This window comes from Flavobacterium sp. (assembly GCF_041392085.1).
Classification (GTDB): Bacteria; Bacteroidota; Bacteroidia; order Flavobacteriales; family Flavobacteriaceae; genus Flavobacterium.
The window spans coordinates 58,142-71,806 of sequence record NZ_JAWKMW010000004.1; the positions used below are offsets into that span (position 1 = coordinate 58,142).

Below are 13,665 nucleotides of genomic sequence, written 5' to 3' on the forward strand. Positions count from 1 at the left end.
AAAAGTTTGCCTTGACTAACATATTTTTTATGAAAGAACAGATAAAAGCTTATAATAGTGTATTGGATTTAATTGGTAATACACCGTTAATTAAACTCAATAGAATTACAGAAAACTTAGAAGGTAATTTTTATGCAAAAGTTGAATCGTTCAACCCAGGGCATTCTACAAAAGACAGAATTGCTCTCTACATAATCGAAGAAGCAGAAAGACAAGGTTTACTTTCACCCGGAGATACAATCATTGAAACAACATCAGGAAATACAGGTTTTAGCTTATCTATGGTGAGTATCATCAAAGGGTATAATTGTGTTTTAGCCGTAAGTTCTAAATCGTCAAAAGATAAAATAGACATGTTGAGAAGCATGGGAGCAAAAGTATATGTTTGTCCGGCTCATGTTTCCGCAGATGATGAACGATCATACTATAATGTTGCCAAACGACTGCACGAAGAAATAAAAGGTTCAATCTACATCAATCAATATTTTAATCAACTAAATATTGATGCACATTATAATACTACCGGCCCGGAAATTTGGGAACAAACTAACGGTAAAATTACGCATCTTATTGCTTGTAGTGGTACAGGTGGTACACTTTCAGGTGCGGCTAAATTTTTGAAAGAAAAGAATCCAAACATTCGAATTTTAGGAGTTGATGCTTATGGTTCCGTGTTAAAAAAATATCATGAAACCAAAGAATTTGACAGTGAAGAAATTTACCCTTACCGAATTGAAGGCTTAGGAAAAAATCTTATTCCAACAGCTACAGATTTTGACATTATTGATAAATTTATCAAAGTGACCGATGAGGAAAGTGCTCACACTACAAGGGAGATCGCTTTCAAAGAAGGTTTATTTGTAGGTTATACCTCCGGTGCAGTAGTTCAAGCAATCAGACAATTTGCCGAAGAGGGAGAGTTTGATGCTAATTCAAATGTCATTGCTATTTTCCCAGACCATGGTTCTCGTTATATGAGTAAAGTTTTTAGTGACGATTGGATGAATGAACAAGGCTTTTTTGATAGTGTCAATATGGAAGAAGTACAGAAAATAGAATTTATTAAGTAATAATTACTACAAAAATACTTTAAGCACTCCGAGTTAATCTACTCGGAGTTTTTTTATTCTAAAAACTCAACCATTATTTCATTTACAATTTCGTGTTGATCGATAGTTAAAAAGTGACCCGCATTATTTATTGTCATCACCTCTCCTTTGGGAAGAAGTTCTTCTCCTTTATCTAAACTTTTCTGAGAATTGACAATATCATGATCACCTATCAAAATTAAGACCGGAATAGTGATATTTTCTATATCTTCCTTTGAAAAAGGTTGCATTTGTAAAAAACTAGTATTTGTTTTGGCAAATTTATTGGCTAAATAAAACTGATTCTTGTAGGTCGAGCTTATTTTTTCTGGATAAAAAGAAAAAGCGTCCAGTGTTTTTTTTAATTTTTTCTTATTTGGAAAAAGCTTAAACATTAAAGCAGAAGATGCTTTGTGTAATTTATCTAAATTTTCTAAAGTTTGAGCCGGACTCAACAAAATCATTTTACTGATATTGTGGTTTTCTTGCGTAGCTAGCAAAGTGGCTAACCAACCTCCACGAGAGGCTCCAACAATTTTAATTTTCTTTAAATTATAATGTCTAAAAATTTCATTATACCATGCAACTGTTTCCTCTTTTGAAATAGTTTCACCACAAGAAACTGATTTACCGGGTTCCATTAAAAAATCAATAGCATAGACACGGTGATTTTTTGCCAATGCTTTAATGTTTGGATACCACATTGTTGAACTTGCATCCATCCCATGTAATAAAACTAGAGGAGTTGCATTTTTAGGACCACATAGAATCACATGGGCTGTTCCGTAACTTGTATTAATATTTTCTTCAGAAAATGGAATTTTCCACAGTTTTAAAGTTTCATTATATGCTTTAAGATATTTGGTTCTTTCACCTTTTCTTCGAAAAACATAATCATCAAAATGTGTCCCTTTTTGACTACTACAACTCGATAAAAAGATGCCTACAAAAAATAAAACAAAAAAAGATTTATTCATCCGGTGATTCTATATTTCTGTAAATTTAACTAAATAATTTTGAAGTTAGTAATTGCTTAATTTATTAATATATAACTATAATTGAATTATATTTTAATCACGCCACTATCACTTACTTTAGATATAAAAACAGTAAATTCAATTCCTGTTTCAGAGTAAACTTTACGAATATTATTTGCAACTTTTTCAGCTATTTTAACTCCTTTGCATAACGCAAAAATCGACGGTCCTGACCCAGAAATTCCACAACCTAAAGCACCATTTTCTAATGCAACAGTTTTAACTTCATCAAAATTTGGGATAAACTTTTTTCGTTCAGGTTCAGCAACTTCATCGTGTAAACAACGACCAAGTAAGCTATAATCCTCAGTATACAATCCACTAATAAAACCACCCAAATTACCCCATTGGCTGATAGCACTTTTTAGTGAAATTTCTTTTGGCAAAACTTTTCTTGAAGCTGATGTTTTTACTTCAATTTGTGGGTGGAGAATTGTTACGAATAATTCTTTTGGACTATTGATTTTAATTACTTCCAACGGGTTATATCCTCTTACTAAAGTAAATCCACCTAAAATGGCCGGAGCCACATTATCGGCATGATAACTTCCACTGGCTAAAAATTCGCCCTCCATGGCAAACGGAATCAACTCTTTTCTAGATAGTGGATTGCCTAAGATTTCATTGATTCCTACAACAATTCCGGCGGCACTGGCAGAACTGCTTCCGATTCCGCTTCCGGCTTTGATTTTTTTGTGGATTTCTAAATCAAATCCAAATGCTAAATCCAGGTGGTGAAGTAACGCCATGCCAGCTACACCGGCCACATTTTTTTTGGTTTCCAAGGGCAAATCAGCTCCGGTTATTTTAGTAATCCGCAGTCCTTTTTGCTCACTTTTGCGAATAATCATCTCGTCGCCAATGCCTTCTAAACACAATCCTAAGACATCAAATCCACAGGATAAGTTGGCGACAGTGGCAGGGCAAAATATTTTTATTTGGTTCATTTTTTCTGAGTTGCTGAGTGCCTGAGTAGTTGAGATTCTGAGTTAAAGCTCTGAATTAAAAAACTCAGGCACTCAGATTCTCAGCTACTCAGTAACTTTTTTTATACATTTCCAATCCTAATCACATCCGCAAAAATACCCGATGCAGTCACAGCCGCACCGGCACCGGCACCTTTGATGATTAACGGTTGGTCTACATAACGATCGGTGAAAAATTCGACGATATTGTCTTTTCCTTCTAAATTATAAAACGGACTTTCATTTGGAATGAATTGCAAACCAACACTAGCTTTTCCGTTATCGAATTTGGCGACAAATTTTAATCGAGAATCTTTTTCTTTTGCCTCTTTTAGTAAGCTTTCAAAATGATTAGCATGTTTGGTTAAGGATTTAAAAAAATCCTCATTATTAGTAGTTTGCATACATTCTTTAGGTAAGAAAGAAATGTTCTCAATGTCTTCCATTTCCATTTGATAACCGCTTTCGCGAATAAGAATCAAAATTTTTCGGGCCACATCCACACCACTTAAATCAATTTTTGGGTCGGGCTCAGTGAATCCTTGCACACCGGCTTCTTTTACAACATCATGAAAACTATAACTTTCACTAAAGTTATTAAAAATAAAGTTTAAACTGCCCGATAATACAGCCTGAATTTTATGAATTCGATCACCCGAAGCAATCAAATGTTTTAAGGTGTCGATAATGGGTAAACCAGCACCCACATTGGTTTCAAACAAAAAAGGAGCATTATATTTTCGCGATAAGCGTTTTAGATTCAGATAGTTATTGTATTCTGAAGAACAAGCAATCTTGTTACACGTTACAACTGCAATATTTTTGCGAAGATAATGTTCATAGGTTTTTGAAACTTCTGCATTAGCCGTAATATCAACAAAAATGCTATTTCGAAAGTTTAGTGCTTTTGTTTTTTCAATAAAATCAGGAATTGAAGTCTTTTCTCCATTCTCTAAAAGGGCTTTCCAATCTTTTAAGGCAATTCCTTCTTCCTCAAAAATCATTTTTCTAGAGTTGGAGAGAGCAATTACACGCAGATTTATTTTTAAATTTTCTTTTAAGAATTTCTTTTGTTGGTGAATTTGTTCAATGAATTTTTCACCCACATTTCCAACTCCCATTACAAACAAATTTAACTGTTTGGTTTGTTCCTCAAAAAATCGTTCGTGTAGTGTATTCAAAGCTTTTTTTACATCATTTTCATTGATTACCACAGAAATGTTTCGTTCTGAAGCCCCTTGGGCAATGGCACGAATATTCACATTGTTTTTTCCTAACGTACTGAACATTTTACCGCTGATTCCTTGGTGGTTTTTCATTTGTTCGCCCACCAAAGCTACGATGCACAAGTCTTTTTCAACCACACACGGATTGATTTTTTGTTGATCAATTTCCAACTCAAAAATTTTATCAATGGATGTTTTTGCTAAATCGGCATCGGCATTTAATATTCCGATACAAATAGAATGTTCAGATGAAGCTTGTGTGATAAAAATAACATTGATAGCATGATTCGAAAGTACTTCAAACAAACGTTTAGAAACGCCGGCAACACCCACCATTCCGGAACCTTCTAAGGTAATCAAGCTGATTTTATCAATATGCGAAATCCCTTTAATCGGATTTGCATTCTGATTTGATTCGGAAGAAATAAATGTTCCAAAAGCTTCCGGTTCAAAGGTGTTTTTTATCCAAATCGGAATATTTTTACTTAAAACGGGTTGAATAGTAGGAGGATAAAGCACTTTTGCTCCAAAATGCGACAATTCCATTGCTTCTTCATAGGTAATCTTTTCAATAGGTTGTGCTTGTTTCACAATTTTCGGATTGGCAGTAAACATTCCATTCACATCTGTCCAAATTTCCAACTCTTTTACTTTCAAGGCTGCAGCTACAATTGCTGCCGTATAATCGGAACCACCTCGACCCAAAGTAGTTGTATTATTGCTCATTGATGAAGCGATAAAACCAGGAATAACTGTTACTTTCGTAGTATTATCTAAAAAATGATTTTGAATATTTTTGTTTGATATTTCAAAATAAACTTCCGCTTTTCCAAAATTATTATTGGTTTTGATGAGTTCTCGACTGTCTTTGAAACTAGTATTTGGTACCTTTTGTTTCATCGCTTCTGCAATTATATATGATGATAATAATTCACCAAAACTTACTATCATATCGGCTGTTCTGGCAGTTAATTCGCCCAATAAATAGCAACCGTCTAACAATGTTTCTAATAAAGTAACATTCTTTTTACAGTAATGCAGTAAAGCCGTTTGTTCGTTTGTAGGCAACAATTCTTTAATCGCTTCGAGGTGTTTTTTCTCAATTTGCAAAACGACATCACGATACGAATCATCTTTTGAAGCTGCTTTAGAAGCTGCAGACAATAACAAATCGGTTATACCACTGAATGCAGAAACAGTAACAATCAGCTTATCTTCTTTTGATTTTTGTTCAACAATTTCGAGTACTAACTTTATATTTTGAGCATTGGCAACCGAAGTTCCTCCGAATTTTAAAACTTTCATTTGACTATTTTTTAATGGAATACATGGATTTTATTTTATTCTTTCGAATAAGCAAAGCTTTGGATGATATGTGAAAATTATACCCCGAATGGGGTTGTAGTTGTAGAAGATGTGCCAAAAAATAATCCGTTCAACAAATTGAAGAATGAATTTGAATAAAATATGTCCTTTTGTGATTTCATCTGAAACAAATGTAATAAATTTACGTAAAGAAAAAAGGAATTTTAAACTTTTACGAATACTTCAATAAACTTTCTATTCCGATAACAGATGAAAATTTTTAGTGTCGAAAAAATCAAAGAACTTGACAAATTAACAATTGAGAAGCAACAAATTTCTTCTTTGGAGTTAATGGAAAGAGCTGCATTACAAGCTTTTTTATGGTTGGTCAATCATTTTCAAGATAAAAAAACGATTTATCACTTGTTTTGCGGTGTTGGAAATAATGGAGGAGACGGATTAGTTATTGCTCGAATGCTAAAACAAAATTATTTTGATGTACATGTGTATGTTGTACCTTTTAATGATCATTACTCAGAAGGCTTTAAAACAAATTTACATCGGTTAAAAGAATGTAATTTAACCTATGAAGTTCTTGATAGTGATGCTGAATTCCCTTTAATAGACGAAAATCATATTATCATTGATGCTATTTTTGGAATTGGAATAACCAGGGAAATGGACAGTTGGCTTCAACTACTTATTCAAAAAATCAATTATCACAACTCATTTAAAGTAGCTATAGATGTACCTTCGGGGTTATTTTTACATCAAAAAACAACCGTTGCTATCCATTCAGATGTTGTTCTCACTTTTCAGTTTCCTAAATTAGCATTTTACCTTCCAGAGAATGAAAATTTTATTGAAGAAATCGTTTTTCTTCCTATTGATTTGGATATAAAATCAATCGAATCCATTCCAACTAATTATTATTACACAGATTTGAGTGAAATAAAAAAGCGGTATAAACCTATTTCAAAATTTTCGCATAAAGGTACACAAGGACATGTTTTATTAATTGGAGGATGTTTCGGGAAAATAGGTGCAATGGTTTTGGCTTCACAAGCTGCTTTGCGTTCAGGATGTGGATTGGCAACCGTTTTTATTCCAAAATGTGGGTATGATATTTTGCAAACTGCAATACCGGAAGCTATGGTTATTACGGATGAAAGCTATCATAAAATAAGCAAAATAGCATTTAATTTTCAACTCAAAGCAATCGGAATTGGGATGGGAATTGGTCAAGATACAGAAACTTCACAAGCGTTTTATCATTTTTTAAAAAGCAATTCCATTCCGTTGGTGATTGATGCCGATGCGTTGAATATCCTTTCAGAACATCAAGAATGGCTGAATTTATTGCCGAAAAATTCCATTTTAACACCGCATCCTAAAGAATTAGAGCGATTGATTGGAACATGGAATGATGATTTTGATAAAATTGAAAAAGTAAAAGTATTTGCCAAAACCTATACTTTGGTTGTTTTAGTCAAAGGAGCTTACACATTAATTATTAATGAAAAAAATGTATATGTCAATTCTTCCGGAAATCAAGCTTTGGCAACCGGGGGAAGTGGCGATGTGTTATCAGGAATGATTACAAGCTTTCTTGCACAAGGTTATACTGCTTTGGATGCAGCACTTTTAGGGGTTTATTTTCATGGCCGTACGGCGGATATTGCTATGAATGATATGGGTTACGAAGGTTTTATAGCATCGGATATTATAAAGTATTTGGGGAAAGTTTTTTTGGAGTTGAAAAAGTAAACCATTAAGAAATTAAGGTTCATTAAGTCGTTCTCATCTGAATGATTTTTAATTGCTTAATGGTTTAAAAAAATAATCATTTACTCTATAACCCAAGTTCCGACAATACTTCTTTCAATTTAGCATCAGAAGGTCTTGGAGCATCGGCATTCACGATTTTACCTTCGGTATCTAATAAGATGAATCTCGGAATACCATCAATCGCATACTTTTTTACAAAATCTGATTTCCAGTCGTTATCTGCGAATAATTGAATTCCATTTAATTCTTTATCAGCTACCATTTTTTTCCATTTATCATGGTCATTTTTATCATCAATTGAAATGCTGACGAATTCGATATTTTTTCCGTGGTATTCTTTTTCAACTTCTTTCAAAGCCGGTATTTCTGCAATACAAGGTCCGCACCAGGTAGCCCAAACATCAATGTAAACGAATTTTCCTTTTAAACTTTCCAAAGTAGTTTTTCCTCCATTGATATTTTCATAATCAAAAGTAGGTGAGGGCGAACCTTTTACTAACTTTTTTAAAGTTTCATATTTTAAGGTAGTTTTGTTTTTAAAAACCGAATCAATTGAATGTTTCATTAACTCTTTGTAAATCACATCAATATTTTTGGCTGAAAGATTCATTTCATACATCATATTTTTGACTAATTCACTTCGAATCATTTCACTTTTAATAGTATTGAGTTTACTTATTCCTTTATCAAAAGGGGTTTTGTCTTCAGATGGCGTCTCGTACATGATGCGTTGAAAAATACCCCCAATTAATGTTCGATACGAATAAGAATGTTTGAAAGTTTCTTCATCATTCATATTATAATCATCTCCGGCTTTAGGAAAAGTTTCACTGGTTTTATATTCCCTATTATTGATAGAATAACCATGATAAGGGGCAAATTGTTCTTGATATTTTAAAGCTAAGATTTCAATTTCTTTTTTTTCATTGTTGACAAACACTTCATTTTTTATATTGGAAGAAGCTAATTTTTCCAAAATATTTTTTTTCAGACTTTCTATGTTTTCAAGAAAAACGTTTTCTTCAACTGAAAAGATTTTCATCACATTTTCAAAGTTACTTTGGTCACCATATTTGGATTCGATGAGTTTGTTTTTTTGAACAAGGTAATTGTTTTCATCTTTTCCACTACCACTATATTTCAAAGAATTGATGAAATCATCGGCATTGGTTTCCAATTGAAGTTGAAATCCTTTTTCCAGATACACATAAAATGATTTCTCATCTGTTAGAATCAAATAGTACATTCCATCATAAGGTAAATCCAATGTATCAGAAAAGATACCATTGGTTTGAATCGGAATTTTCTTTGAAAAATTAATTCCTTCCAATTCCATTTCTTTAGCATCTGTTCCTTTAATTGTTCCGGAAATGGATGTGATTATATCTTTTTCCTGACAAGAGAGGAGGCAAATAAAAAGCAATAAAAAAAGTATTTTTTTCATTGTAGAATAGTTTAGATAATCAAATGTAGTCAATTTCAATTACATTTTGTTATTAAAAAAACCACAATTGTGTTGCATTTATGCAAACGTTTGCGGAATTTTGGAGCCTCAACCAAACAATAAATGGACCATTATCATTATATTAGTTCCGATGTGCTTTCATTGGAAACCATCAATCAAATTTTACTTGAAAATAAATCGTTGGCATTATCGGAAGAAGCAAAAGTCAATATCCAAAAATGCCGTGATTATTTAAATAAAAAAATGCAATCACAAACGGAACCGATTTATGGAATTAATACGGGATTTGGTTCGTTATGTAATGTGAAAATTTCGAATGAAAATCTTTCGCAACTTCAAGAAAACTTAGTAAAATCGCACGCTTGCGGAACAGGTGAGGAAGTACCAAACGCAGTTGTAAAATTGATGTTGTTACTTAAAATTCAATCGTTAAGTTACGGAAATTCAGGTGTTCAATTGGAAACGGTGGAACGATTGATCGAATTTTTCAATAATGATGTTCTACCAGTTATTTATACACAAGGTTCGTTAGGAGCTTCAGGCGATTTGGCTCCGTTAGCCCATTTAAGTTTACCGTTGTTAGGTGAAGGTGAAGTATATTTTGAAGGCAAAAAAGTGTATTCTAAAGAAGTGCTCAAGCATTTTAATTGGAAACCCATCGTTTTGCAATCCAAAGAAGGTTTGGCTTTACTCAACGGAACGCAGTTTATGAGTGCATATGGCGTTCATATTTTATTAAAAGCATATAAATTATCATATCTATCCGATTTAATCGGAACCATTTCGTTAGAAGGTTTTGATGGAAGAATTGATCCATTTAACGAATTGATTCACTTAGTTCGTCCGCACAAAGGACAAATTGAAACAGCTCAACGAATCACTGATTTTTTAGAAGGAAGTCAAATTATCAATCAGAAGAAAAAACATGTTCAAGACCCGTATTCTTTCAGATGCATACCACAAGTACACGGTGCATCAAAAGATACACTAGAATATGTTCGACGCGTTTTTAAAACGGAAATTAATTCTGTAACAGACAATCCCAACATTTTTGTAGGCGAAGATATTATTGTTTCCGGTGGAAATTTTCACGGACAGCCATTGGCGTTAGCATTAGATTTTCTTGGAATTGCGTTGGCTGAATTAGGAAGTATTTCTGAAAGAAGGACCTATCAATTGATTTCAGGTCTTCGTGGCTTACCAGCATTTTTGGTGGATAATCCCGGTTTAAATTCAGGTTTTATGATTCCGCAATATACGGCTGCAAGCATCGTAAGTCAGAACAAACAATTAGCCACTCCCGCTAGTATTGACAGCATTGTTTCCAGTAATGGTCAAGAAGATCACGTGAGTATGGGTGCCAATGCGGCGACAAAGTGTTTTAAAATTGTTGAAAATTTAGAACGCATTTTAGCTATTGAATTGATGAATGCTTCACAAGCCATTGAATTTAGAAAGCCCCTTAAATCAAGTGAGTTTATCGAACAATTTTTAAAATCATATCGCACGGAAGTCCCTTTTGTCAAAGAAGACCGCATTTTGCATTATGATATTGAAAACTCGATTGCTTTTTTAAGGAGTTTTGAGATTGAAATTAATTAATTTCTAAGTACAAATCACTTGTTTTTATTATGTAAAAATAAAGCATTCTATCTCAATCTTTGTATACTATCAAAAACAAAGAGTTTCAATATATGTTTGATGTTTCATTAAAAATGAGAAAACAACATACTTTTCAACGATTTTTTTTACTTTTTACACCTTTGATTGATAACTTTTACTAATAAAATCATACCTTTCAGGACTTTTTATGAAGTACTTGTTATGTAGCCCCAACTACTAAACACAATTTTTTACGCATTAGAAAAGGTTGTACCGATGACACCTGAAGAAAAATTGAACATAATTAACCGTTTGAATGCTCTGGAACTTCAGCAGAAGAAAAATCTGGATGAGATTGGAGCTTTAAAGAAATACCTCGAAGAAAATCCGAAACTTTTGGAAAGTTGGATGGATTTAAAGGAGGTAAGTGGTTTTTATATAGATAGTTTTTCAAAGATTGAAGGATATGAAAATCGTCCCGTAAACGAAGAAAACAAAAATGTTTTTGTTACCGAAAATCAAGCCAAATCGGCTTTAGCAAAAGCTCAATTAAGTCAATTACTCCAATCATATTTTAGCGGATGGAGCAATCAATTAGACAATTATGCTATTTTTCCACAAATTAAAAACGGTGAATTTATCCCGTATTATGGCGTTGCCATACTGCCACAATTTTTAGCTTTTCGTTCGAGAGAAAAAGCACAGTTCTTTTACGAACAACACAAAGAATTGATTCATGATTATTGGTCTGAGTTTTTAGAATAATTGCATTATATTTATTCAAAATTAAACGAATGTTTCGGATTTCAATTTACTTTCTACTCGCAACATCATTTTCATCTTTTGGACAAGATTTAAAAGAAGTTAAAATAAGTCAATCAATTCATGATTCTACTTTTGTTAATCTAAATGATTTTTCAAAAGACTTTATCTATGACATGCGTTATGCCACCGAAAATAATTTTCTGAACACGAAAGTATATGATTGTGCCCAGTGCTTTTTACGCTATAAAACGATAAAAAAGCTAATCGAAGCCAATGAGAAGTTTAAAAAAAAGGGATATACCATTAAAATATTTGACTGCTACCGTCCATTAGATGTACAAAAGAAAATGTGGGCTATTGTTTCAAATCCGATTTATGTTGCGGATCCCCAAAAAGGATCCATTCACAATAGAGGAGGAGCGGTTGATATTACTTTAGTTGACAAAAATAATATAGAACTCAATATGGGAACTACTTTTGATTACTTTGGTAAAGAAGCTGCTCATACGTATGAAAATCTACCGGAAGAAGTACTCAAAAACAGAAAGTTACTCCGAGAAATTATGGAAAGTTGTTCCTTTAAGGTTTTTCAATCAGAGTGGTGGCATTATAACCTTGTTACTGATGAAAACGACAAAGTTGCTAATTTTAAATGGAGTTGCGACTAATTCTCTACACAATGTAAATAATCTATAAAATAATACTGCGGACGACTAAATTGATTCAGCAATTCTGATTGCATTTCTTTTTTAATTATATAATCGACCGTTTCTGTAGTATATTTTACTCGCATGGAAACAACCGGACTTGATTTCAAATCTTCATAATTGTTTTTCATAAACAAAAAATTAGCGGATAATATGCGTACATTTCGTTCATCATTTCGCATAAAACTACCGCAATTTTCAATGTTGGGGTGAAGCAAGGTTACTATCTTTCCGTTTTCTAATTGTAAGTACAATTTAGTTTTTGCATCAATGCAATAGGCTTTAATAAAATCACTATTTTTATGTACTAACTGAAAATTTAAAACCGGTGTACCATTATCATTAGAAAGTGAAAAAAAAACATAACTTTCGTTATTACCAAATTTACGTTCGTACATCAAGAATTCTTTGGTCGTTTTAAGTGTGCCAATACTGTCATTCACTTCAACATCATAATCACATCTTTTTTGAGCATAGTTAGGAATGAAATACAATAATGCAAGGAAGAAAAATAAACATCTCATGGTTTTATTCAATTTTGGTGCAAAGTAACACAATTTTGTTGTTTTTGTAATCCGTAGTAAAAAAAGTATATAAATTTCCTCCTTCAAAAATTTTCCATTTTTTTCGGATATTTTGAACAGTCTCAGGAAAATTTCTACAAGTGATATTCGCTTTTTTGTTTTCTAAATATAACTTCATTTCCTTTTTTTGATAGGGAAGTACAGATGTAATTTCAAAAATTCTTCCACAAAATTCAATTTTTGTATCAGAAGTATAGAGATGCGAATGCTGATGCAGTTTTGTTAGGTTAAATTGAAAAGCGACTTCGTTAAAACCTCCAGATTTCATAATGGCTGCATTGGGTTCGTACAAAAACTTTTTCGGAATGCTATAATCAATTTCAGTAGTAGTTTCACCAAAGATAAATTCAAAATTTTCCTCTTTGTTTTTGGTCAGATTTACTGTTTTGATTTTAGGATTTCCTGTAAAACCCTGATGAATTTCCCAAAGCAACTCTTTCACCTCGTTTTCCAAAGCTACAATATGAATAGTTGAAACATTTTTTAGCTCTTTTAAACCAGCAGATAAGTCGAGTAGAGGAGCCGTTTTCATAAGAATTTTAGATGAATAATTAAAATAGAATTCAAGTAATTCAGGCACATTGGGTTCGCAATCCCGGAGCATAAAAACTTTTTCCTTGGCCTCATTTCTTCGGGACGGATCGATGTAAATCCAATCAAATTGTGCGTCTAAATTTTTTAAAATTTCTTCGCTTTCACCAAAATAACATTTAATATTTTCAACTTTCAGTTGATTAAAATTATGTTTTACAATTTCAGCTAATTGTAAATTATGTTCACAATGAAAAACTTTTAAAAATCGTTTGGAAAAATAATATGTATCTACACCAAAACCACCGGTCAAATCAATTATTTTATTTCCAGAGAAGAGTTTTGATTTATACATGGCCGCTTTTTCAGAAGAAGTTTGCTCCACTGAAATTTTACTTGGGTAAAGTATATTTTTGGCTGAAAACCATGTAGGTAATTTATCTTTTGCTTTGGATTTGGCATCAATTTGATTTAGAATTTCTTTCCAATTTAACTCCGGAAACGGATTTTTCTGTAAAGCCAATTGACTGATAGAAACTTCTGTATTTGAGTTGATAAAGTGCTGAACTTCTTCTGACAATAAATCTTTCAACTGTGAGCAA

General features: G+C 32.6%; 11 protein-coding genes. 5 read left to right on the forward strand and 6 right to left on the reverse strand.

The annotated features are described in order from the left end of the window. The first annotated feature begins 29 nt into the window (after positions 1 to 29). Positions 30 to 1,070 carry a PLP-dependent cysteine synthase family protein gene (locus R2782_RS00295; RefSeq protein WP_371266045.1) on the forward strand — a complete coding sequence of 347 codons (1,041 nt, stop codon included), beginning with the start codon at positions 30 to 32 and terminating at the stop codon, positions 1,068 to 1,070. Between the two features lie 53 nt (positions 1,071 to 1,123). Here R2782_RS00295 and R2782_RS00300 read toward each other — a convergent pair whose 3' ends face one another. The 3 genes from R2782_RS00300 to thrA form a co-directional block, all read right to left on the reverse strand. Then, positions 1,124 to 2,065: an alpha/beta fold hydrolase gene (locus tag R2782_RS00300; protein ID WP_371266046.1), complete on the reverse strand. Its 942-nt coding sequence runs from the start codon at positions 2,063 to 2,065 to the stop codon at positions 1,124 to 1,126. Between the two features lie 86 nt (positions 2,066 to 2,151). Beyond that, complete coding sequence (locus R2782_RS00305) at positions 2,152 to 3,072, reverse strand: homoserine kinase (protein WP_371266048.1); 921 nt, start codon at positions 3,070 to 3,072, stop codon at positions 2,152 to 2,154. A 101-nt stretch (positions 3,073 to 3,173) separates the two neighbouring features. Further along, a complete protein-coding gene (thrA, locus tag R2782_RS00310) occupies positions 3,174 to 5,621 on the reverse strand; it encodes a bifunctional aspartate kinase/homoserine dehydrogenase I (protein ID WP_371266049.1) in 2,448 nt (815 codons plus the stop codon). Between the two features lie 270 nt (positions 5,622 to 5,891). Between thrA and R2782_RS00315 the strand changes: the two genes are divergently transcribed. Beyond that, positions 5,892 to 7,388, forward strand: coding sequence for an NAD(P)H-hydrate dehydratase (locus tag R2782_RS00315; protein WP_371266050.1), 1,497 nt, complete (start codon positions 5,892 to 5,894; stop codon positions 7,386 to 7,388). Between the two features lie 85 nt (positions 7,389 to 7,473). Here R2782_RS00315 and R2782_RS00320 read toward each other — a convergent pair whose 3' ends face one another. Continuing rightward, on the reverse strand, positions 7,474 to 8,853 hold the full coding sequence (locus tag R2782_RS00320) for a TlpA family protein disulfide reductase (RefSeq protein ID WP_371266051.1): 1,380 nt from the start codon (positions 8,851 to 8,853) through the stop codon (positions 7,474 to 7,476). 123 nt (positions 8,854 to 8,976) lie between these two features. On the opposite strand from R2782_RS00320, the gene hutH reads away from it, so the two are divergent. From hutH to R2782_RS00335, 3 genes are all read left to right on the forward strand, one after another. Continuing rightward, positions 8,977 to 10,476, forward strand: a complete 1,500-nt coding sequence (gene hutH, locus R2782_RS00325; protein WP_371266052.1) for a histidine ammonia-lyase — start codon at positions 8,977 to 8,979, stop codon at positions 10,474 to 10,476. 276 nt (positions 10,477 to 10,752) lie between these two features. Beyond that, the gene (locus tag R2782_RS00330) at positions 10,753 to 11,241 is read left to right on the forward strand and encodes a hypothetical protein (protein ID WP_371266053.1); all 489 of its coding nucleotides are present in this window, start codon (positions 10,753 to 10,755) and stop codon (positions 11,239 to 11,241) included. A gap of 29 nt (positions 11,242 to 11,270) precedes the next feature. After that, a complete protein-coding gene (locus tag R2782_RS00335) occupies positions 11,271 to 11,909 on the forward strand; it encodes a M15 family metallopeptidase (RefSeq protein WP_371266054.1) in 639 nt (212 codons plus the stop codon). On the opposite strand, the gene R2782_RS00340 is transcribed toward R2782_RS00335, so the two are convergent. Further along, entirely contained in the window at positions 11,906 to 12,472 is a 567-nt protein-coding gene (locus R2782_RS00340; RefSeq protein WP_371266055.1) for a hypothetical protein, read from the reverse strand. The two genes, R2782_RS00335 and R2782_RS00340, sit on opposite strands and share 4 nt — an antisense overlap. 4 nt (positions 12,473 to 12,476) lie before the next feature. Then, positions 12,477 to 13,655 carry a class I SAM-dependent methyltransferase gene (locus R2782_RS00345; RefSeq protein ID WP_371266056.1) on the reverse strand — a complete coding sequence of 393 codons (1,179 nt, stop codon included), beginning with the start codon at positions 13,653 to 13,655 and terminating at the stop codon, positions 12,477 to 12,479. Positions 13,656 to 13,665 lie beyond the last annotated feature (10 nt).

Bases quoted from the DNA above. Each gene is read 5' to 3' on its own strand.
- R2782_RS00295 (WP_371266045.1), top strand. From the start codon at position 30: ATGAAAGAACAGATAAAAGCTTATAATAGTGTATTGGATTTAATTGGT.
- R2782_RS00300 (WP_371266046.1), bottom strand. From the start codon at position 2,065: ATGAATAAATCTTTTTTTGTTTTATTTTTTGTAGGCATCTTTTTATCG.
- R2782_RS00305 (WP_371266048.1), bottom strand. From the start codon at position 3,072: ATGAACCAAATAAAAATATTTTGCCCTGCCACTGTCGCCAACTTATCC.
- thrA (WP_371266049.1), bottom strand. From the start codon at position 5,621: ATGAAAGTTTTAAAATTCGGAGGAACTTCGGTTGCCAATGCTCAAAAT.
- R2782_RS00315 (WP_371266050.1), top strand. From the start codon at position 5,892: ATGAAAATTTTTAGTGTCGAAAAAATCAAAGAACTTGACAAATTAACA.
- R2782_RS00320 (WP_371266051.1), bottom strand. From the start codon at position 8,853: ATGAAAAAAATACTTTTTTTATTGCTTTTTATTTGCCTCCTCTCTTGT.
- hutH (WP_371266052.1), top strand. From the start codon at position 8,977: ATGGACCATTATCATTATATTAGTTCCGATGTGCTTTCATTGGAAACC.
- R2782_RS00330 (WP_371266053.1), top strand. From the start codon at position 10,753: ATGACACCTGAAGAAAAATTGAACATAATTAACCGTTTGAATGCTCTG.
- R2782_RS00335 (WP_371266054.1), top strand. From the start codon at position 11,271: ATGTTTCGGATTTCAATTTACTTTCTACTCGCAACATCATTTTCATCT.
- R2782_RS00340 (WP_371266055.1), bottom strand. From the start codon at position 12,472: ATGAGATGTTTATTTTTCTTCCTTGCATTATTGTATTTCATTCCTAAC.